Here is a 19949-nt window from a genome sequence, read left to right on the forward strand (position 1 = left end):
TGGGGGAGCGCCCCTCGAGGCGGGGCACGGCCTCGTCCGGGCCGAGCGCCTCGATCAGCTTGCGGGCCTTCTCGGCCGACTTCGCGTCGACGTACGTGAGGCTGGACTGCCTGCCACCCTGCCGGAACAGCACCCGGTGCACGGTCCGCCCGTCGGCATACTTCCGCCGCTGCACGCTCGCCACGGCCCCAGTCTGCCCCGTCGGCGTTGACCAGATGTTGACCCGGAACGGCGAAACCCCCGGCCAGCGGGGCTGACCAGGGGTTTCGATGGGGTGAGTGACGGGACTTGAACCCGCGACATCCAGGATCACAACCTGGCGCTCTACCAGCTGAGCTACACCCACCATCGGCCCGCCGCGAGGCGGGCCGTCGAGAAGAGTACCGGAGACCTCAGCCCGGCTGCTGCGGGGTCAGCAGAGCGGCGTACGTGTCGGTGGCCGCGGCCGCCGCGGCCTGTGCCTGGTCGGTGGTCGGGCCGGGCGCGGGCACGAAGACCGCGCCCCGGTAGTAGGCCAGCTCGCGGATGGACTCGAGGATGTCGGCCAGCGCGCGGTGGGCCAGGCCCTTGGGCGGCTGGTTGAAGTACACCCGGGGGAACCAGCGCCGGGCCAGCTCCTTCACCGAGGAGACGTCGACCATGCGGTAGTGCAGGTGGTCGTCGAGGGTCGGCATGTCGCGGGCGATGAACCCGCGGTCGGTGCCGATCGAGTTGCCGCACAGCGGCGCGGTGCGGCGCTCGGGGGCGAACCGCTTCACGTAGGCGAGCACCTGCTCCTCGGCCTCGGCGACGGTCACGGCCGAGGCGCGCACCGCCTCGGTCAGCCCCGACTTCGCGTGCATGGCGACGACGACGTCGTCCATGCCGGCCAGCGCGTCGTCGTCGGCGTGGATGATCACGTCGAGACCCGGGTCGAGGACGTTGAGCTCGGAGTCGGTGACCACCACCGCGATCTCGACGAGCTTGTCCTTGGTCAAGTCCAGCCCGGTCATCTCGCAGTCGATCCAGACCAGGTTGTGCGCTCCGTTGCCTGCCACGGCTCGCGACAGTACGCACCACGCCGACGACGACACGCTCCTTACGGGATAAGTGCCCACCGCGCCACTCGAAGGTGCTGACCCTGACCCTCCGCGCCGATACGCTGCAGTCTCGCCTCACGCCAGGAGCCGTTCCATGACTCTGGACACCCGCACCGCCCCCGCCCGGCCGGCCCCGACCTCGGTGCGCGCTGCGCTGCGCCACCCGGTGGCCGCCACCCGGTGGCTCTGGTCCTACGCGATGACGCCGGGTGCCCCCGGGCGCCCGACCACCGAGACCGAGCTGCGCTGGCTCTACGGCGGCTGGCTGCTGGCCTTCGCACTGAAGATGCTCGGCTCGTCCTGGGACGTCTCGTGGCACTTCAAGTGGTTGCGCGACGACCTGGCCCCGCCGCACCTCATGAACTCCGCCGGCACCGTGCTGGTGGTGGCGCTGGTCGTGGTGCACACCTACAGCGGTCGCGGGGTCGACCGGCGGGCGCTGCGCTGGATGCAGTGGGGGACGGCGACCTTCCTGGTCGCGGTGCCGGTCGACATCATCAACCACCGCGTCAACGGCCTGGACATCACGAGCTGGAGCCCCAGCCACATGCTCCTGTACGTCGGCACCGCGATCATGCTGGCCGGGGCGATCCGTGGCTGGTGGCTGTACGCGGCACCGGGCCGGGTGCGCACCGGGGTGCTGCTCGGGCTGTGGCTGTTCTTCGTGGAGAACATGCTGTTCCCCAACCAGCACCAGGAGTACGGGGTGCTGTCGCTGGCCGCCTACCGCGACGGGCACACCACCGCCGAGCCCCAGCTGCTGGACTTCGCCGCGGCCCAGGGGTCCTCGCCGACCAGCTTCATGCTCCCCGTGCCGCCCTGGGTCCACCCGGCGTGGCTGATCTGCGCCGGCCTGCTCTCCCTCGTCGTGGCCCGCAGGGTGGTCGGCAAGCGGTGGACGGCGACCGTGCTGGTGGGCACCTACCTGGCCTACCGGGCCGTCGTCTGGGGGTTCCTCGTGGCCACCGGCTTCCCGCCCTCCGTGCTGCCGGTGATGCTGCTGGTCGGGGCCGTGCTGGTCGACTGCGCCGTCACCTGGCGGGTGCCGGGCTGGCTGGCCGGCGTCCCCGTGGCGGGCGCGGTCTTCCTCGCCGCCTTCGTGCAGGAGTTCCTGGCCGTCATCCCACCGTGGCAGTGGCAGGTCGCCCCGGCCGTGTGCCTGGGCTTCGCCGTGCTGTGGGCGGTCGTCGACCGGGTCGGGTCGTCGGCCCGGTGGGCGCGGTGGTGCGCCCCGCTGGAGGCCGCTCCGCCGGCGGGTCACGGCGCGTCCGCACGGTGAGCCACCGCCGGGTCGCCGTCATGTCGTAACGTCGACGCGATGACCCGGGAGGCGACGCGGTGCTGATCCTCACGCCCTCGGGGCTGGAGACCGGGGCCGAACGCGCCTTCTTCGCCGAGCTCGGCAGCTGGGACACCGGCGGCTCCGTGCGCGGCGCCCTGGTCGCCTCGCTCGCGCTGTCCGACGGCCCCATGGACCGCCGGATCAGCGACGCCGTCGTGCTGGTGCCCGAGGGCGTCGCCGTGGTGCGGGTGGTCGAGGTCGTCCGCCAGTCCGGCGTGGTCACGGTGCTGCCCGAGGGCTCCTGGACGATCGGTCCCGGGGCCGGCCCTGGCGACGTCCTGCGGCTGGCCGGTGGCGGGTCGACCCCCCTCGACGGCCTCATGCGCGCCGGCATGGAGGTCGCCGTCCGGCTGCGCCGGGCCGGCCTCGAGCCCGGACGCATCGCCCGGCTCACCGTCCTGCACGGCGACCTGCGCGGCCTCGTGCCGGCCGACGGCGACCTCGGCGAGGGCGACCAGGTGTCCCTGCTGGAGTCCCGGTCACTGCTGCTGGGCATCGCCCGCGCCAGCCGGTACGCCGGCACCGACAACCCGCGGCTGTGGACGACGGCCGACGTCCGGGCCGCCCTCGAGGCGCTCGGCGTCGGCGGGCGCAGCCCCGCGGTCGAGGAGCTCAACGGCGAGGGCTTCCCGTACTCGCCCTACGTCCTGCGCCGGCGCGAGCTGCTGGCCCCCGCCACGCTGGCCAACCAGCCGGCCGTGCGCTCCGCGGGGCCGACGGCGACCGACCCGGGGCGGCTGGATCCGGTGCCGGGCCACGACCCCGGGTACGGCCACCGCGGTCAGACCGGTGGCCCCCTGGTCGACCCGGCCGCCGCCGCCGCGCTGGCGGCCGCAGCGGCGGCCGAGCAGCAGGCGCACCCCGAGGTGCCCGCGCAGCTGCGCACGGCCGGCGGCGACACCGTCGCCCTCCCCGGGCCGGGCGCCCCGCAGACCGCTGCAGCGCCCGACCAGCCGCCCCAGCAGGCCCCGGGGTGGCAGTCGACCCAGCAGATCCGGCCGGTGTCCCCCGGACCCGCCCCCGCGCCGGAGCCCGCACCCCCCGCCGCCGACGGCCCGGAGGAGACCGGCGGCATCGGCGGCATCTTCGGCGCCCGCGACGAGCCCCCGGCGCACCGGGCCCCGGCGGCCCCGGCGGCACCGGCCTGGTCGGCGCAGAGCTGGGTGGCCGAGCCGCAGTCCGAGCCGCCGTCCGAGCCGGAGGTCGCCCCGCCGGGTCGGCGCAGACGCTCGGTGGTGCTGGTCGCCGCGGCGGTGGCCCTGCTGCTGGTCGTCCTCGGCGGGGTCCTGGTCGCCCAGGGCCTGGGCGGGGACGACGACGGCGGCACCCAGGCCGCACCGACCTCCACCAGTGCCCCCACGACGTCCAGCGGCCCGACCACGCCGTCGGCGCTGCCCGTGGGCACCGTGCAGCAGGGCGGCGACACCGACTACACGCTGCAGGTCGTCTCCTACGACAGCAGCTGCCGCGAGCACTCCTACGGGGCGGTGACCAGCTTCTTCGCCACCACCGACTGCCTGGGGCTCTCGCGCTCGCTGTGGTCGGCCGAGGTCGGCGGCCAGCCGGCCGTGGTGTCGGTGTCCCGGGTGACCATGCCCGACCCCGCCCGCGTGCAGGCCCTGCTCTCGCTCACCGACGTGTCGGGCACCGGCAACGTCAGCGACCTGCTGCGCGAGGGCTCGCGCTACGAGGGCGGCCCCGAGGCGCTGTCGGGCGCGGAGTACGCCAGCGAAGCCGTCGACGACGTCGCCGTCGTCGTGGAGACCTCGTGGGTGGGCGAGCCCGGCGAGGCCGGCGCCCTGCAGCAGCTGGCCGACGACGCCGTGGAGCTCGACCCCACCCGCTGAGCGGTCAGCCGGTGGCCGCCGAGGTGGCCATGGTCACCAGCAGCGCCCGCATGGCCGGGCGGGACAACCGGCCCGCGCTGTGCGGGGTGGAGTTGATCAACCCGAAGAGGGCGTGCGCCCGGGCCCGGCACGCGGCCGTCGTGGCATCGGGGTCCAGTGCGGTCAGGACGGCGACCCACTGCTCGACGTAGCGCCGCTGCAGTCGGCGCACCTGCCGGGCGTCGTCCTCGGACAGCGCGCCCAGGTCACGGTCCTGCACGGTGATGAGGGCGGGGTTGTCCAGGGCGAAGTCGACCTGGAAGGCGACCAGGGCGTCGAGCTGGGCGCGGGGGTCGTCGCCGGCGGCGAGCACCACGCGCTCCGCGCCGGCCTGCAGCCGCTCGCTGATCCGCAGCAGCATCTCGGCGAGCATGGCGTCCTTGCCGGTGAAGTGCCGGTAGATCGCCGGCCCGGTCACGCCGACCGCTGCGCCGATGTCGTCGACGCCAACGCTGCGTGCGCCGCGCTCGGCGAACAGTCGGGCCGCCGCCTGCAGGATCTGCTCGCGCCGCGAGGGGCGTGCCGCGTCGGCGTGCAGCGCGCTGTCGGGCTCGGCGGTCACGCCCACCAGGTTAGGACCGCACCGGAGTACCTGTGTGCACGCGTCGCAGTGGACCCCCGACGTGAACCGTGGTTAACATCCCGGCGTGGACGCACCGGTGCTCAGCAGTGCCCCGCCGGCCGACCCCGACGCCGCGGCCCGGTGGGCCGAGCGGCACCGGGAACTCGCCGCCGACCTCGCCGACCAGCTCCGGCAGGTGGCGCTGGGGGGCGGTGAGCGCGCCCGCACCCGGCACACCGACCGCGGCAAGCTGCTGCCCCGCGAGCGGGTCGACGCCCTGCTCGACCCCGGCGCCCCGTTCCTGGAGCTCTCGCCGTTGGCCGCGCACGGCCTGTACGACGGCGACGCCCCGGCCGCCGGGATCATCACCGGCGTCGGGCGGGTGGCCGGCCGCGAGGTGGTCGTCGTCGCCAACGACGCCACCGTCAAGGGTGGCACCTACTACCCGATGACGGTGAAGAAGCACCTGCGGGCGCAGGAGGTCGCGCTGCAGAACCGGCTGCCGTGCATCTACCTGGTCGACTCCGGCGGTGCCTTCCTGCCGCTGCAGGACGAGGTGTTCCCCGACCGCGAGCACTTCGGCCGCATCTTCTACAACCAGGCCACGATGTCCCGGCAGGGCATCCCGCAGATCGCCGCGGTGATGGGCTCGTGCACCGCCGGCGGCGCCTACGTGCCGGCCATGAGCGACGAGGCCGTCATCGTCCGCGACCAGGGCACGATCTTCCTGGGCGGCCCGCCGCTGGTGAAGGCGGCCACCGGCGAGGTGGTCACCGCCGAGGAGCTGGGCGGGGGAGACCTGCACAGCCGCACCAGCGGGGTCACCGACCACCTGGCCGAGGACGACGCCCACGCGCTGCAGATCGTCCGGCAGATCGTCGGCACGCTGGCCCCGGTCGAGCCCACCCCGTGGGGTGTCGAGCCGACCGAGGAGCCGGTGCACCCGCCCGAGTCGCTCTACGACGTCGTGCCGCCCGACAGCCGCACCCCCTACGACGTCCGCGAGGTCATCGCCCGGCTGGTCGACGGCAGCCGCTTCCACGAGTTCAAGGCCCTGTACGGGCAGACCCTGGTCACCGGCTTCGCCCGCATCCACGGCCACCCGGTGGGCATCGTGGCCAACAACGGCATCCTGTTCGGGGAGTCGGCCGTCAAGGGCGCGCACTTCGTCGAGCTGTGCGACAAGCGCAAGGTGCCGCTGCTGTTCCTGCAGAACATCAGCGGGTTCATGGTCGGGCGCGACTACGAGGCCGGCGGCATCGCCAAGCACGGCGCCAAGATGGTCACCGCGGTCGCGTGCGCCCGGGTGCCCAAGTTGACCGTGGTCATCGGTGGTTCCTTCGGTGCCGGCAACTACTCGATGTGCGGCCGGGCCTACTCGCCCCGCTTCCTGTGGACCTGGCCCAACGCCCGCATCTCGGTCATGGGCGGCGAGCAGGCCGCCGGCGTGCTGGCCACCGTGCGCCGCGACGGCCTGGAGGCCCGCGGGCAGGAGTGGTCGGCCGAGGACGAGGAGGCCTTCAAGGCCCCCGTCCGTGAGCAGTACGAGCGGCAGGGCCACCCGTACTACGCGACCGCCCGGCTCTGGGACGACGGGGTCATCGCCCCCGCCGACACCAGGACCGTGCTGGGCCTCGCGCTGTCCGCCGTCGCGCACGCCCCCCTGGAGGAGGTCGGCTATGGCGTCTTCCGGATGTGACTCAGACGCCCGCGACGCGCGGCGCGGTGGGGTCGACGCCCTCGCCGGCGGCGGCCTCGCGCTGCACGTAGTCCTCGATCTGCTCGACGTCGTGCGCGCTGCGCTTGGCGACGGCCAGCAGGTCGCTCATCTTGCTGACCTCCTCGACCTGCTCCTTGATGAACCACTGCATGAACTGGTCGGAGGCGAAGTCGTTCTCGCGGCGGGCGATGGCGGTGAGCTCGTTGATCTGCTCGGTGACGCGCTTCTCCTGCTCCAGGGCCAGCGCGACCGGGGCCACGACGTCGGAGAAGTCGCAGATCGGGGCCGGCAGAGCCGGGATGCGCACCTCGGCGTCGGCGTCGAGCAGGTAGCGCACCATCATCATCGCGTGGCTGCGCTCCTCGGCGGCCTGGTCGAAGAACAGCTGCGCGGTCTGCTGCATCGTCTGCTGGTCGTAGTAGACCGCGCAGGCGACGTACTGCTGGTGCGCGGCGAACTCGTTGCCGATCTGCACGTTGAGCTGGGCGATGAAGGCTTCGGCGGCCACGGTGTGTCTCCTTCGGGGCTGGACGTCGCAGAGACCGTACCGGCTGTCCCTGGCCACCCCTTCCGCACGGAGACAGGTATGGCTAACCTCACCGCATGGCCAAGCAGCGCATGCCGAAGAAGAAGTGCTGCGTCGACAAACCGCGCTGCGGGCGGTGCCCGCTGCGCGCACTCGCCGAGGGCACGCTCCCGCCGGGCTACACGGTCAAGAAGCGCCGCCTGGTCAAGGTGGGCAAGGCCGACAAGGTCCTGGGGCGCGCAGCCTGAGCTGATCGCGCCGGCCCGGTCGGCGGTGGACGCCTGATGTTCACCACCGTCCTGGTCGCCAACCGCGGCGAGATCGCGGTGCGGGTCATCCGCACCCTGCGCTCGATGGGCATCCGCTCGGTCGCGGTCTTCAGCGAGGCCGACGCCGGCGCGCTGCACACCCGGGTCGCCGACCTCGCCGTCCCCATCGGGCCGGCGCCGGCCGCGCAGAGCTACCTGTCGATCGAGCGCATCGTCGCCGCCTGCCGGGCCACCGGAGCGCAGGCGGTGCACCCCGGCTACGGCTTCCTGTCCGAGAACGTCGAGTTCGCCCGGGCGCTGGAGGCCGCCGGCATCACCTTCATCGGGCCGCCCGTGGCCGCCATCGAGGCAATGGGCGACAAGATCCGGGCCAAGGCCACCGTGCGGGCCGCGGGCGTGCCCGTCGTCCCGGGCTCCTCCGAGCCCGGCATGGACGACGCCGCGGTGGCCGCGGCCGCCGTCGAGGCGGGGTTCCCGGTGCTGCTCAAGCCCTCGGCCGGCGGTGGCGGCAAGGGCATGCGGGTGGTGCGCGAGGAGTCCGAGCTCGCCGAGCAGATCGCCGGCGCCCGGCGCGAGGCCCGGTCCTCCTTCGGCGACGACACGCTGCTCGTCGAGCGGTACGTGGGCAACAGCCGGCACATCGAGGTGCAGGTCATGGCCGACACCCACGGCACCGTGCTGCACCTGGGCGAGCGCGAGTGCTCGCTGCAGCGCCGGCACCAGAAGGTCGTCGAGGAGGCCCCCTCGCCGCTGCTGTCGGCCCGCATGCGCGCCACGATGGGGCAGGCGGCCGTCGACGCCGCGGCCGCGGTCGGCTACACCGGTGCGGGCACGGTCGAGTTCATCGTCGACGCCGACAACCCGCGCGACTTCTTCTTCCTGGAGATGAACACCCGGCTGCAGGTCGAGCACCCGGTGACCGAGGCCGTCACCGGCCTGGACCTGGTCGAGCTGCAGGTGCGGGTGGCGGCGGGGGAGCAGCTGCCCCTGGAGCAGGCCGACGTCTCGCTCGACGGGCACGCGATCGAGGCCCGGGTCTACGCCGAGGACCCCGCCCGCGGGTTCCTGCCCCAGGCCGGCACCGTGGTCTCGCTGACCGAGCCGGTCGGTGAGGGTGTGCGGGTCGACAGCTCGCTGGTCGAGGGCGGCGTGGTCGGCACCGACTACGACCCCATGCTGGCCAAGGTCATCGCCTGGGGCCCGACCCGCGAGACCGCCCGGGGCCGGCTGGTCGCCGCGCTCGGTCGCACCGCCGTCCTCGGGGTGTCGACCAACGTGCCGTTCCTGCGGGCGCTGCTCTCCGACCCCGACGTCGTCGCGGGCGACCTCGACACCGGGTTGATCGAGCGGCGCGGCGAGCAGCTGACCCGGGCCGAGGACCCGCCGCCGTCGGCCTACGCGGCGGTGGCCCTGGCCCTGCTGCTGGAGGACGAGCCCGCTGGAACCCGGGTCGACCCCTGGTCGGTGCCCGGCGGGTGGCGGGTCGGCGAGCACGCCTGGACCCCGCGCACGCTCGTGGTGCCCGGCGGCGAGCCCGTCGTCGTGCGCACCCGCGGCCGGGCGTCCGAGGCGCAGGTGCGCGTGGGCGAGGGCGAGCCGCTGCCGGCCCGGGCGTGGCGGCAGGGCGACCGGCTGGCCGTGACCGTCGGCGACGTGACCACCTGGTACGTGACCGCCCGCGACGGCGGCACGGTCTGGTTGGGCATCGAGGGGTTCGCGCTGCCCTTCCGGCTGGTCGAGCGGTCGGCCGGCGCAGGTGCCGCGGCTGCGGCCGACGGGGTGGTGACCGCGCCGATGCCGGGCACGGTCACCGTCGTCCGGGCCGCGGTCGGCGACGAGGTGGTGGCGGGGACCCCGCTGCTGGTCGTCGAGGCGATGAAGATGGAGCACGTGCTGACCGCGCCGGTCGACGGCGTCGTCACCGAGCTCCCCGTGACCGCCGGCCACCAGGTCCGGCTGGACGAGCAGGTGGCCGTGGTGACCCCACGGGTGCCCGAAGGGGACTGAGCAATGGTGCTGGACTACCGGCTGGACACCGAGACCGAAGCGCTGCGGACGATGGTCCGCGAGTTCGCGAACGAGGTGGTGCGCCCGCAGATCGGGGCGTTCTACGAGGCCGACGAGTTCCCGACGGCCATCGTGCGCCAGATGGGCGAGCTGGGTCTGTTCGGGCTGCCCTTCCCCGAGGAGTACGGCGGCTCGGGCGGTGACTACTTCACCCTCTGCGTCGCGCTCGAGGAGCTCGCCCGGGTCGACTCGTCGATCGCCATCACCCTCGAGGCCGGCGTCTCGCTGGGGGCGATGCCGATCTTCCGCTTCGGCACCGAGGAGCAGAAGAAGGAGTGGCTGCCGCGGCTGTGCGCCGGGGAGGCCCTGGGTGCCTTCGGGCTGACCGAGGCCGGCGGCGGCTCCGACGCCGGTTCGACCCGGACGACGGCGAAGCTCGAGGACGGCCACTGGGTCATCAACGGGTCCAAGGCGTTCATCACCAACTCCGGCACCGATCTCACCGAGCTGGTCACCGTCACCGCGGTCACCGGCACCAAGCCCGACGGCGGCAAGGAGATCTCGGCGATCATCGTGCCGTCGGGCACGCCGGGCTTCGTCGTCGGCCAGCGGTACTCCAAGGTCGGCTGGAACGCCTCCGACACCCGCGAGCTGTCGTTCACCGACGTGCGCGTGCCCGAGGAGAACCTGGTGGGGGAGCGGGGCCGGGGCTACGCCCAGTTCCTGTCGATCCTCGACGAGGGCCGCATCGCGATCGCGGCGCTGGCCGTCGGGCTGTGCCAGGGCTGCGTCGACGAGAGCGTGAAGTACGCCGCCGAGCGCGAGGCGTTCGGCCAGGCGATCGGCCGCAACCAGGCCGTGGCCTTCATGATCGCCGACATGGAGGTGCGCGCCTCGACCGCGCGGCTGGCCTACTACCGGGCGGCGGAGAAGATGCTGCGCGGTGAGCCGTTCAAGCGCGAGGCCGCGATCGCCAAGCTCTACAGCTCGGAGATGGCGATGGAGAACGCCCGCTACGCCACGCAGGTGCACGGCGGCTACGGCTTCATGAACGAGTTCCCGGTGGGCCGGTTCTACCGCGACGCCAAGATCCTGGAGATCGGCGAGGGCACCAGCGAGGTGCAGCGCATGCTCATCGCCCGCTCCCTGGGCGTCGGCGCCTGAGCGTCCCCCGCAGCGTCGACCAGGGGGGTGCACGGAACTCCGTCCTCCTCCACCGGATCCGGTGGAGGACGACGGACCTCCGTGGAGGAGGACGCCGCCCGAGGCGCCCCTGCGGACCCGCCTCGCGCCCGCGTCAGGCGGTCACGTCGACCAGCACCTTCCCGACGACGGCGTCCTGCACGGCCTGGTGCGCCGCGGCGGTCTCGGCCAGCGGGTACCGGTGCAGCGGAAGCCCGGCGTCCTCGCCGACCCGGATCGCCCCCGCCGCCAGGGCGGTCGAGATGTCCGCGACGGCCTGGGTCTTGGCCTCGGCCGGCGCGGTGTAGACCAGCACGAACTGGAACCGGGTGTTCAGCGCCATGAACGCCCGGGTGGGGGCGCTGAACTCGGGCCCGCCGTCGTCGGCGTAGATCGCGAGCGACGCGTGCTGGGCGACCAGCTTCGTGTCGACCTCGGCATTGGCCCGGATGTTGACCTCGACGACGGCCTGGACGCCGTCGGGCGCGATCTCCCGCACCCGGGCGGCGACGTCCTCGCGCCGGTAGTCCACGACGTGGTGGGCGCCGGCGGCCCGGGCGAGCTCGGCCTTCTCCGGTGAGCTGACGGTGGTGATGACCGTGGCGCCGGCCCAGCGGGCCAGCTGGATCGCGGCGTTGCCCACCGCGCCGGCGCCGCCCTGCACGAGCACGGGGACGCCGTCCAGCGACCCGGGCGCCAGGTGGCGGGGGAGGTGCTCGGCGACGGTGAGGCAGCGGTGCGCGGTCATGAACGGGATGCCGAGCGCCGCGCCGAGCTCGAAGGGGTGCTCGCCCAGCGGCACGGCCTGCTCGGCGCGGACGACGGTGTGCTCGGCCGCCGTCCCGGTCGGGCGCTGCCAGGCGGCCTCCCAGACCCACACCCGCTCGCCGACCCGGCCCGGGTCCACGCCTTCGCCGACCGCGTCGACGGTGCCGGCGCCGTCCTGGTTCGGGGTCTTGCCGCCGTCGCCGGGGTCGGCGGTGCTGCGGGACTTCCAGTCGGTCGGGTTGACCCCGGAGAGGGCGAGCCGCACCCGCACCTCGCCGGGCCCCGGCTCGGGGGTCGGGCGGTCGGTGAGCTGCAGGACGTCGGGGCCACCGGTCTCGGTGTAGGTGATCGCACGCACCCCACCTGCCTACCCGGTCGCGGATGCCGGCGCATCCGCGACCGGGTGAGGATCAGACCTGGAAGCCCCGCTGCCGGCGGACGAGCTTCTTGATCATGAACAGCGTCTGCAGGACGGTCAGCAGGTACAGCACCGGCCAGCCGATGGACAGGATCGCCGACTGCAGCTGCACGCTCTGCTGGCTCCAGGCGAAGATCAGGACGGCGAACGTGGCGACCGCGCAGACCAGCGGCATGACGTAGGCCGACCCGCGGCCACGCTCGGCGGCGGCCTGGGCGGCCCAGTTGTCCTTGTCCGAGCGGGCGAAGAACTGCGTCCACGCGGTCAGGAAGTGCCCCATGCGCAACCACATGTACAGCTCGGCCGGGGCGATGAGCAGCGCGTAGAAGATGTCCGAGGCGCTCTTGTCGTGCATCGAGGCCGCGATGCGCAGGTTGAGCATCGTCGCGACCGCCGGCGGGATGAGCCAGACCGGGTTGAAGACGAAGGCGTCGATGCTGAGCGCCGCCGCGAGCAGCAGCAGGAAGGCCATGCGGCTGACGATGTTCAGCACCATCGAGATGTTCTCGTACCAGCGCAGCCGCAGGTTCGGGTGCATGGGCTGGCCCTTGGTGTCCCCGCGCTGACCGGGCCACAGCAGGTCGATGCCGCCGTAGTTCCACTTCACCTGCTGGCCGTGCAGCGAGCGCAGGGTGGTCATCGGGCCCACGTTCGCGCGCGAGCGGGCGCTGATCTTGGTGCTGAAGCCGGCGTCCTTGATCTGCAGCGAGAGCTTGGAGTCCTCGACCTCCGAGTCGCGCACCCACGGCGCGGCCTGGTGGTTGAGGTACATGACCTGCTCCAGCGCACGGACGCTGAACAGCGAGCACTGGCCGCCCAGCACGGCCATGTTCCGGCCACGCACCAGGTTGTCCATGTTGAACCCGGCGAACTGCGCGCGCTGCCCGGCGACCAGGAACTTGGCCATCGGGCCCTTCACCGTCGACTTGTCGAAGGAGTAGATGGCCGACAGGCCACCGATGCGCTGGTCGGTCACCATCTCCTTCTCCATCCACTCGACGCAGAAGCGGTCGAGGGTGGTGTCGCCGTCCACACCGAGGATGTAGTCGTGCCCGCGGCTGACGTAGTAGCCGAAGTTCAGCGCGCCGACCTTCTTGTCCGGGTTGACCCCGATGTCGTGCACGTGCACGACGGTCGAGTACTTCTGGCCCTTGACGACCCGCTCGTGCTCGCCGGCGAAGCCCTGGGCGATCTCGCCGGTGTCGTCGTCGGTGTTGTTGATGACGACGTGGATGGTGTCCGGCGGCCGGGTCTGGGACAGGATCGAGGTGAGGACGGCGGCGATCGTGCCCTCCTCGTTGTAGGCGGGGATGACGCAGGCGATGGTGGCGTGCCGGCGCGTGGTGGAGGTGTTCCAGTCCGCGAACTGCTCGGGGACCAGCGTGCTCACGTCGGGGATCTCGTCCCCGGAGCGGGCGAGCAGGGTGATCCGGTCGGTGGACCGGCGCATGCCGCGCGTGGTGGTCCCGGGGACGGCGATCTCGGTCATTCGGACTCCTGCGCGGCGGTGAAGGGCAGCACGAGGCTGTCCAGGACGGTCTGTCGGAAGTAGCGCTGCGACCCGGGCTCGGTCTCGACCAGCAGGTCGAACTGCAGCGAGACGGTCGCCGAGGTGGCGCCGGGTGCCGAGGCGGGGAGGGTCAACGCCGTCCCGTAGGTGTAGGGGGCCTGCAGGGCGAACTCGCCCCGGTCGTCGGACAGCGAGGTGCGGCTGGTGCCGTCGTCGAGCACCGCGCTGAAGCGGGTGACGAGGACCTCGATGCGCGAATCGTCGCCGCCCTCGAGGTGGGCCGACAACTGGACGGTCTTCTCCTCGGCCGCGGTCCAGGTGGTGGGGGAGCCGGTGGTCCACCAGTCGACGACCAGCTGGCGGTCCCCGGCGGCGACTGCGTGGGTGACCGAGCCCGGGTCCAGCTCGCCGGCCGGGCGCGGCGCGACGGTGGGGGTGGTCGCGGTCGGCGTGCTGACGGCCTGCACCGCCTCGACCTCGGCGGTGGGGGACGGGCTCGCGGCCCGGGTGGTCGTCGCGGCGGTGGTGGCGGTGTCGGCCGCCGACGGGCTCATGCTCACGTCGGGCAGCTGGCAGGCGCTCAGGGCAGCCGTGCCGGTCAGCACCGCCCCGATGAGCAGTGCCCGGGTCCGTCGGGATCGGGGGGCGGGGGCGGGTGGCCTCACGTCGGGGTCTCCTGGGTGGCGACACGGGTCGCGCATCGAGATGGGTGCACCGGGTCGCCGTCGTCCCGGGCTGTCAGTGACGACGATGTGACCGGACGTGAGGGGGGTCAAGGGTTGCCGTGCCACGCCGGACCCGTTGGGGTGGTTTCCGTCGCGGGTCCACCCGATCGGGCTAGCGACCGGGCGGTGCCCGCCGCGGAGTGACCTCGTGGGACGACGACGGGGCCCACGGTCGATGACCGTGGGCCCCGTCGGGGTGGGTGGGCTGCGTCAGACGGTGAAGCCCCGCTGCCGGCGGACGAGCTCCTTGATCATGAACAGCGTCTGCAGCACGGTGATGAGGTAGAGCACCGGCCACCCGACCGACAGGATCGCCGACTGGATGCCGCGGTTTCCGCGGAGTAGTTCAATGCTCACGCACAGTCGATGCAACAACCGGGCGATGACGTTCCGTGGTGGTGCGGCGACCGATCAGGCCGGGGTGATCTGCAGGGTGAGGGCGCGGCGGCCGGCGTCGGAGCGGGCCGTGGCCAGGCGCTCGGCCGTCGGCGTCCCGTAGTCGGTGGTGCGCTGCCGGGCGGGACGACCGATGGCGGCGGCCATGGCCTCGAGCTCGGCGATGGTCTTCAGCGAGCCGTTCTCGCTGCCGGCCATGCGGCTGATGGTCTCCTCCATGAGCGTGCCGCCCAGGTCGTTCGCACCGCCGGTCAGGACGGTCCGGGTGCCGGCGTCGCCGAGCTTGACCCACGAGGTCTGGACGTTGTCGATGCGGCCGTGCAGCAGCAGCCGGGCCACCGCGTGCACCGCGCGGTTCTCCCGGTTGGTCGGCCCGGGGCGGGCCACGCCGGCCAGGTAGATCGGCGAGCTGTGGTGCACGAAGGGCAGCAGCACGAACTCGCTGAAGCCGCCGGTGCGGTCCTGCTGCGCGGCGATGGTGCGCAGGTGGGCGACCCAGTGGTGCGGGGCGTCGACGTGGCCGTACATCATCGTCGAGGTCGAGGGCAGCCCGACCTCGTGCGCGGTGCCGACGACCTCCAGCCAGGTGGCGGTGGGCAGCTTCCCCTTCGTCAGCACCCACCGCACGTCGTCGTCGAGGATCTCCGCGGCCGTGCCGGGGACCGAGTCCAACCCGGCCTCCTTGGCGGCGGTCAGGAACTCGCGGAACGACAGGCCGGTGCGGGCGGCGCCGTTCACGACCTCCATCGGCGAGTAGGCGTGCAGGTGGATGCCCGGCTGCCGGCGCTTCACCTCCCGCGCCAGGTCGAGGTAGGCGGTGCCGGGCAGGTCGGGGTGGATGCCGCCCTGCATGCAGATCTCGGTGGCGCCGCCGGCCCAGGCCTCGTCGACCCGGTCGCCGACCTGCTCGATCGACAGGGTGTAGGCGTCGGCGTCGGTGCGCCGCTGGGCGAACGCGCAGAACCGGCAGCCGGTGTAGCAGACGTTGGTGAAGTTGATGTTCCGGTTGACGACGTAGGTGACGTCGTCGCCCACGGTGTCCCGGCGGACGGCGTCGGCCAGGCCGGTCAGCGCGTCGAGGTCGGGGCCGTCGGCGCCGAGCAGGGCCAGGTACTGCGCGTCGGTGAGGCCGGCCGGGTCGGCCTCGGCCCGGGCCAGCGCGGCGTGCACCTCCGGGTCGCCGGTCGCCAGGGCGGTGCTGCCGGCGTCCCGGGCGGCCGTGGTGCGCTCGCGCAGCTCGGACCAGTCGCCGTAGACGGCGTCGAAGTCGCCGCGCCGGTCCTCGGTGCGGCCCACGGTGTCGATCTCGGTGTGCAGGTCGACCCGGCCGCTCGCGCCCCAGGTCTCGTCGGGTTCCTGCCACGGCAGACCCACCGGACGACGCCCCGGGACCGCCAGGCCGTCGGGACCGGCCAGCGCGGTGACGTGCGGGCGCAGCCGGGGATCCAGCCACGGCTCGGGGGACTGCACGTAGCCGGGCTGGGCGGCCAGCCGCTCGCGGAGGGTGAACCCGGCCCGTGCGCTCAGCTCGGCGAGCGTGTCGACGTTCGGCCAGGGCCGTTCGGGGTTGACGTGGTCGGGCGTCAGCGGTGAGACCCCGCCCCAGTCGTCGACCCCGGCGCGCAGCAGCAGCCCGAGCTCGGCCGGGTCGGTCAGGTTCGGCGGGGCCTGCACCCGGTGCTTGGGCCCCAGCAGCAACCGGGTCACCGCCACCGCGGCCAGGTACTCCTGCAGGGCCAGGTCGTCGGTGGCGGCCATCGCGGTGCGCGGCTTGGCCCGGAAGTTCTGCACGATGGTCTCCTGCACGTGCCCGTGCCGCTGCGCCGACTCCCGGATCCGCAGCACGGCGTCGACCCGCTCGGCGGGGGTCTCACCGATGCCCAGCAGCACGCCGGTGGTGAAGGGGACGGCGGAGCGGCCGGCGTCCTCCAGCACCCGCAGCCGCACGGACGGGTCCTTGTCCGGGGAGCCGAAGTGCGGGCCGCCGCGCTCGGTGAACAGCCGGGTCGCGGTGGTCTCGAGCATCATGCCCATCGACGCCGACACCGGCTTGAGGCGCTGGATCTCCTCCCACGACAGCACCCCGGGGTTGAGGTGGGGCAGCAGCCCGGTCTCCTCGAGCACCCGGATCGCCACCGCCCGGAGGTAGCCCAGGGTGGAGTCGTAGCCCGCGGCCTCCAGCCACTCCGCGGCGACCGGCCACCTGTCCTCCGGGCGGTCGCCCAGGGTGAACAGCGCCTCCTTGCAGCCCAGCGCGGCGCCGTCCCGGGCGATCTGGACGACCTCGTCGGGCGAGAGGAACGGCGCCCGGCCCTCCGCACGCAACTGGCCGGGCGTGGTCACGAACGTGCAGTAGTGGCAGCGGTCCCGGCACAGCCGGGTGAGCGGGATGAACACCTTGCGGCTGTAGGTGACCACACCCGGCCGCCCTGCCGATGCCAGACCGGCGTCGCGCACCCGGCCGGCGGCGGTCAGCAGCCGGTCCAGCGGCTCGCCGTCGCCCAGGCCGCGGGCCGACAGCAGGGTCTCGGCCTCGACGGCGTCCAGCGCGACCCCGCGCTCGGCCCGCACCAGCGCTCGACGGACGGCGGACTCGGAGAACGGTGCGTCGGTCATCGAGGAAGAACGCTAGTCCCGGTGCGCCACCCCGGTCGGGCGGAGCCCCGTGGCCGGTCACCGCACGCGGATCGTCGCCCGGGGCAGCGGTGCGGCCCGGGGCCACCCGGCGCACTCCGGTGCGGGGCCACCCGCGGCGGGGTCAGGAGCGGCGGAAGGTGCGGCCGGAGCCGTCGGTCCAGCGGCCGCGCAGGCGCAGCAGGGGCTCGGCGCGCTCGTCCAGCACCGGGACGGCGAGCACCTCCAGCAGCACGACGGTGTGGTCGCCGGCCTCGACCGTGCTGTGCACCCGGCAGTCCAGCCCGGCCACCCCGCCGCTGAGCACGATGCCGCCGCTGTGCTCACCCCGCTGCCACGGCACGCCCTCCAGCAGGTGCCGGGCGCTGGGCCGGCCCGCCGACGCGAACCGGCTGGCCAGGATCTCGTGCTCGGCGGCGAGCAACGTGAGCGCACCCGAGCCGACGGTCTCCAGCACCTCCAGCGGGTAGCCGCCGGTGGTCAGCGCGAGGCCCACCAGCGGCGGGTCGACCGAGACGCTCATGAGCGAGGTGACCGTCGTCCCGACGTCGTCGATGTCGTCCTGCACAGCCAGCAGCGCGACCCCCGCGGCGTACTGGCGCAGGGCGGAGGCGAGCTCGACCGGCATGCGGTCAGTCGACCACAGCCCGAGACTGGGTGCCGTGAGTGCTGAGCAGACGTTCGACGTCGTCGTGATCGGGGCCGGCTCGACCGGCGAGAACGTGGCCGACACCGTGGTGCGGGGTGGCCTGTCCGCTGCGCTGGTGGAGAGCGAGCTCGTCGGTGGCGAGTGCTCGTACTGGGCGTGCATGCCCAGCAAGGCGCTGCTGCGCGGCACCGAGGTGCTGGAGGAGGCCCGCGCTGTCTCCGGCGCCGCCGCCGCGGTCACCGGCGACCAGGACGTGCGGGCCACCCTCGAGCGGCGCAACTCCTTCACCAGCAACTGGGACGACTCCGGCCAGGCGCAGTGGGTCGACGGGGCCGGCATCACGCTGGTGCGCGGCGAGGGTCGGCTCGACGGCGAGAAGCGCGTCGTCGTCCGGGCGGCCGACGGCACCGAGACCGTGCTGACGGCCAACCATGCCGTCGTCCTGTGCACCGGGTCCGCGGCCGCCGTCCCGCCGCTGGACGGCATCGAGGACGTCGACGTCTGGACCGCCCGGGAGGCGACCAGCGCGCAGGAGGCCCCCGGCCGGCTGGTCATCCTCGGCGGCGGCGTGGTCGGCGTCGAGATGGCCACCGCGTGGTCGGCGCTGGGCTCGCAGGTCACCCTGCTGCAGCGCGGTGACCGGTTGCTGGCCGGCCAGGAGCCCGAGGCCGGCGAGGCGGTGGCCGAGTCGCTGCGTGGGCGCGGGGTCGACGTCCGGCTGGGCACCTCGGTCTCGGCGGTGCGCCGGGACGGCGACGACGTCGTGGTGACCACCAGCGCCGGCGAGGTGCGCGCCGACCGGTTCCTCGTCGCCGCCGGACGGAGGGCGCGCACCGAGGGCATCGGCGTCGAGACCGTTGGGCTGACCGCGGGGGAGTACCTCGACGTCGACGACTCGCTGCGGGTGCGCGGGGTCGACTGGCTCTACGGCATCGGCGACGTCAACGGCCGCGCGCTGCTCACCCACATGGGCAAGTACCAGGCCCGGCAGGGCGGCGCGGCGATCGTCGCGCGGGCCACCGGCGAGCAGGTGTCGATGGCCGACTGGTCGCCGTTCGTGGCCACCGCCGACGCCGCGGCCGTGCCGCAGGTGACCTTCTCGATCCCGCAGGTCGCCTCGGTGGGCATCACCGCCGCGCAGGCCGAGGAGAAGGGTCTGCCGCACACCGTCGTCCGGTACGAGCTGGGGAACGTGGCCGGGTCCGCGCTGTTCGCCGACGACTACAGCGGCAAGGCCGTGGCCGTGGTCGACACCGAGCGGCACGTGCTGCTCGGCGTCACCTTCGTCGGGCCCGGGGTCTCGGAGATGCTGCAGGCGGCCACGATCGCCGTGGTCGGCGAGGTGCCGATCAGCCGGCTCTGGCACGCCGTCCCGGCCTACCCGACGATGAACGAGGTCTGGCTCCGCCTCCTGGAGACCCTTCGGGGCTAGGGCAGGGGGAAGGGCACGGGGGAGGGGGCGGGGAGGTCGCCGTCCACGGTGGCGGTGACCGACATGCGGCCCAGGGTCGCCCGGCCGCCGAACAGCGACAGGAACGCGGTGTCGGCGGCGTCGCGGCCGTGGCAGATGCGCACCAGCGACGACGTCGGCGCCAACCGGGTGGGGTCGACGGTCCGCCAGACGCCGTCGACGTCGGCCTCGACCACGGCGTGGAAGTCCATCGGCGAGAGGCCGGGGGCGTAGACGGCCACCAGGCGGGCCGGCACCTCCAGGGCGCGCAGCAGCATCACGGTCAGGTGGGTGTAGTCGCGGCACACCCCCGAGCCGGCCAGCAGCGTGTCGATGGCGGTGTCGACCGGTCGGCTGGCGCCGGCGACGTAGACCAGCCGGTCGGTGACCCACTGGGCGACCTGCTGCACCAGCGCGCCCCGCTCGACGTCTTGGTCGAACTCCCGCGCGGCGTAGCCCTCGACCTGGTCCGACGGGCAGTAGCGGGAGGGGCGCACGTACTCGGCGCGGTCGGCCGCGGTCACCGCGCGCGGGTCACCGCCGGACTCCACGGACGCCGAGTAGGCGATGGTGGTCTCGCCGGCCGCGAGCTGCAGTTCGTGCACCCGGGCGCCGTGCACCTGGGTCTCGACCGCGGTGCGCGGGGTGCCGGCGGAGACGACGGTCAGCTCCTCCGTGGTGGGCGCGGCGACGGCCACCTGCAGCAGGGCCCGGGTCGAGACCGGGGTGGAGACGGTCAGGGTGCAGGCGACGTCGGTGCGCATGGGCGGACATGATCCGGCAGCGGTGGCCGTGACGTGCACCGCGTCCTGCGTGTCGGAGCAGG

General features: G+C 73.6%; 18 protein-coding genes and 1 tRNA gene. 7 read left to right on the forward strand and 12 right to left on the reverse strand.

Translation table 11 applies throughout. The annotated features are described in order from the left end of the window. The 3 genes from BLP29_RS09610 to orn all read right to left on the reverse strand — a co-directional run. On the reverse strand, window positions 1-184 hold a 184-nt coding region (locus BLP29_RS09610; RefSeq protein WP_133379108.1), incomplete at its 3' end, for a hypothetical protein. Between the two features lie 86 nt (window positions 185-270). Continuing rightward, window positions 271-346 (reverse strand) — tRNA-His (locus BLP29_RS09615). Window positions 347-392: 46 nt separating this feature from the next. Continuing rightward, window positions 393-1037, reverse strand: coding sequence for an oligoribonuclease (gene orn / locus BLP29_RS09620; protein ID WP_092803308.1), 645 nt, complete (start codon window positions 1035-1037; stop codon window positions 393-395). Between the two features lie 136 nt (window positions 1038-1173). Between orn and BLP29_RS09625 the strand changes: the two genes are divergently transcribed. Further along, entirely contained in the window at window positions 1174-2358 is a 1185-nt protein-coding gene (locus BLP29_RS09625; RefSeq protein ID WP_092803374.1) for a hypothetical protein, read from the forward strand. Window positions 2359-2417: 59 nt separating this feature from the next. Continuing rightward, window positions 2418-4268 (forward strand): hypothetical protein, encoded by a 1851-nt coding sequence (locus tag BLP29_RS09630; RefSeq protein WP_092803377.1) that lies wholly within the window; start codon window positions 2418-2420, stop codon window positions 4266-4268. A gap of 4 nt (window positions 4269-4272) precedes the next feature. Here BLP29_RS09630 and BLP29_RS09635 read toward each other — a convergent pair whose 3' ends face one another. Next, complete coding sequence (locus tag BLP29_RS09635) at window positions 4273-4869, reverse strand: SACE_7040 family transcriptional regulator (RefSeq protein WP_092804732.1); 597 nt, start codon at window positions 4867-4869, stop codon at window positions 4273-4275. Window positions 4870-4954: 85 nt separating this feature from the next. On the opposite strand from BLP29_RS09635, the gene BLP29_RS09640 reads away from it, so the two are divergent. Beyond that, window positions 4955-6568 (forward strand): carboxyl transferase domain-containing protein, encoded by a 1614-nt coding sequence (locus BLP29_RS09640; RefSeq protein WP_092803380.1) that lies wholly within the window; start codon window positions 4955-4957, stop codon window positions 6566-6568. Between the two features lies 1 nt (window position 6569). On the opposite strand, the gene BLP29_RS09645 is transcribed toward BLP29_RS09640, so the two are convergent. Next, the gene (locus BLP29_RS09645; RefSeq protein WP_092803383.1) at window positions 6570-7097 is read right to left on the reverse strand and encodes a ferritin; all 528 of its coding nucleotides are present in this window, start codon (window positions 7095-7097) and stop codon (window positions 6570-6572) included. Between the two features lie 95 nt (window positions 7098-7192). Between BLP29_RS09645 and BLP29_RS20980 the strand changes: the two genes are divergently transcribed. Genes BLP29_RS20980 through BLP29_RS09655 form a run of 3 tightly spaced genes read left to right on the forward strand, consistent with a single transcriptional unit; the run spans window position 7193 to window position 10555 of the window. After that, window positions 7193-7363: a hypothetical protein gene (locus BLP29_RS20980; RefSeq protein WP_165839343.1), complete on the forward strand. Its 171-nt coding sequence runs from the start codon at window positions 7193-7195 to the stop codon at window positions 7361-7363. 36 nt (window positions 7364-7399) lie between these two features. Continuing rightward, window positions 7400-9391: an acetyl/propionyl/methylcrotonyl-CoA carboxylase subunit alpha gene (locus BLP29_RS09650; RefSeq protein WP_092803386.1), complete on the forward strand. Its 1992-nt coding sequence runs from the start codon at window positions 7400-7402 to the stop codon at window positions 9389-9391. Window positions 9392-9394: 3 nt separating this feature from the next. After that, on the forward strand, window positions 9395-10555 hold the full coding sequence (locus BLP29_RS09655) for an acyl-CoA dehydrogenase family protein (RefSeq protein ID WP_243469834.1): 1161 nt from the start codon (window positions 9395-9397) through the stop codon (window positions 10553-10555). A gap of 133 nt (window positions 10556-10688) precedes the next feature. Here BLP29_RS09655 and BLP29_RS09660 read toward each other — a convergent pair whose 3' ends face one another. The 6 genes from BLP29_RS09660 to BLP29_RS09680 all read right to left on the reverse strand — a co-directional run bounded on the left by BLP29_RS09660 (window position 10689) and on the right by BLP29_RS09680 (window position 17652). Continuing rightward, window positions 10689-11699 (reverse strand): NADPH:quinone reductase, encoded by a 1011-nt coding sequence (locus BLP29_RS09660; protein WP_092803389.1) that lies wholly within the window; start codon window positions 11697-11699, stop codon window positions 10689-10691. 52 nt (window positions 11700-11751) lie between these two features. Further along, the gene (locus tag BLP29_RS09665) at window positions 11752-13248 is read right to left on the reverse strand and encodes a glycosyltransferase family 2 protein (RefSeq protein ID WP_092803392.1); all 1497 of its coding nucleotides are present in this window, start codon (window positions 13246-13248) and stop codon (window positions 11752-11754) included. After that, window positions 13245-13934: a hypothetical protein gene (locus BLP29_RS09670; protein ID WP_133379110.1), complete on the reverse strand. Its 690-nt coding sequence runs from the start codon at window positions 13932-13934 to the stop codon at window positions 13245-13247. The genes BLP29_RS09665 and BLP29_RS09670 overlap by 4 nt, the downstream gene beginning before the upstream one ends. 270 nt (window positions 13935-14204) lie before the next feature. Continuing rightward, on the reverse strand, window positions 14205-14351 hold the full coding sequence (locus BLP29_RS20985; RefSeq protein ID WP_165839344.1) for a hypothetical protein: 147 nt from the start codon (window positions 14349-14351) through the stop codon (window positions 14205-14207). Window positions 14352-14405: 54 nt separating this feature from the next. Then, the gene (locus BLP29_RS09675) at window positions 14406-17006 is read right to left on the reverse strand and encodes a bifunctional FO biosynthesis protein CofGH (RefSeq protein ID WP_092803398.1); all 2601 of its coding nucleotides are present in this window, start codon (window positions 17004-17006) and stop codon (window positions 14406-14408) included. Between the two features lie 142 nt (window positions 17007-17148). Continuing rightward, complete coding sequence (locus BLP29_RS09680) at window positions 17149-17652, reverse strand: flavin reductase family protein (RefSeq protein ID WP_092804741.1); 504 nt, start codon at window positions 17650-17652, stop codon at window positions 17149-17151. A gap of 34 nt (window positions 17653-17686) precedes the next feature. Between BLP29_RS09680 and BLP29_RS09685 the strand changes: the two genes are divergently transcribed. Continuing rightward, window positions 17687-19105 carry a dihydrolipoyl dehydrogenase family protein gene (locus BLP29_RS09685; protein ID WP_243469835.1) on the forward strand — a complete coding sequence of 473 codons (1419 nt, stop codon included), beginning with the start codon at window positions 17687-17689 and terminating at the stop codon, window positions 19103-19105. On the opposite strand, the gene BLP29_RS09690 is transcribed toward BLP29_RS09685, so the two are convergent. After that, a complete protein-coding gene (locus tag BLP29_RS09690) occupies window positions 19102-19887 on the reverse strand; it encodes a transglutaminase-like domain-containing protein (protein ID WP_092803401.1) in 786 nt (261 codons plus the stop codon). The genes BLP29_RS09685 and BLP29_RS09690 overlap by 4 nt on opposite strands. Window positions 19888-19949: the final 62 nt, after the last annotated feature.

Origin of the sequence: Klenkia marina (assembly GCF_900101025.1) — a bacterium.
Classification (GTDB): Bacteria; Actinomycetota; Actinomycetes; order Mycobacteriales; family Geodermatophilaceae; genus Klenkia; species Klenkia marina.

Coding starts and splice junctions, on each gene's coding strand:
- BLP29_RS09675 (WP_092803398.1), bottom strand. CDS start 17,006: ATGACCGACGCACCGTTCTCCGAGTCCGCCGTCCGTCGAGCGCTGGTG.
- BLP29_RS09625 (WP_092803374.1), top strand. CDS start 1,174: ATGACTCTGGACACCCGCACCGCCCCCGCCCGGCCGGCCCCGACCTCG.
- BLP29_RS09680 (WP_092804741.1), bottom strand. CDS start 17,652: ATGCCGGTCGAGCTCGCCTCCGCCCTGCGCCAGTACGCCGCGGGGGTC.
- BLP29_RS20980 (WP_165839343.1), top strand. CDS start 7,193: ATGGCCAAGCAGCGCATGCCGAAGAAGAAGTGCTGCGTCGACAAACCG.
- BLP29_RS09690 (WP_092803401.1), bottom strand. CDS start 19,887: ATGCGCACCGACGTCGCCTGCACCCTGACCGTCTCCACCCCGGTCTCG.
- BLP29_RS09655 (WP_243469834.1), top strand. CDS start 9,395: ATGGTGCTGGACTACCGGCTGGACACCGAGACCGAAGCGCTGCGGACG.
- BLP29_RS09650 (WP_092803386.1), top strand. CDS start 7,400: ATGTTCACCACCGTCCTGGTCGCCAACCGCGGCGAGATCGCGGTGCGG.
- BLP29_RS09665 (WP_092803392.1), bottom strand. CDS start 13,248: ATGACCGAGATCGCCGTCCCCGGGACCACCACGCGCGGCATGCGCCGG.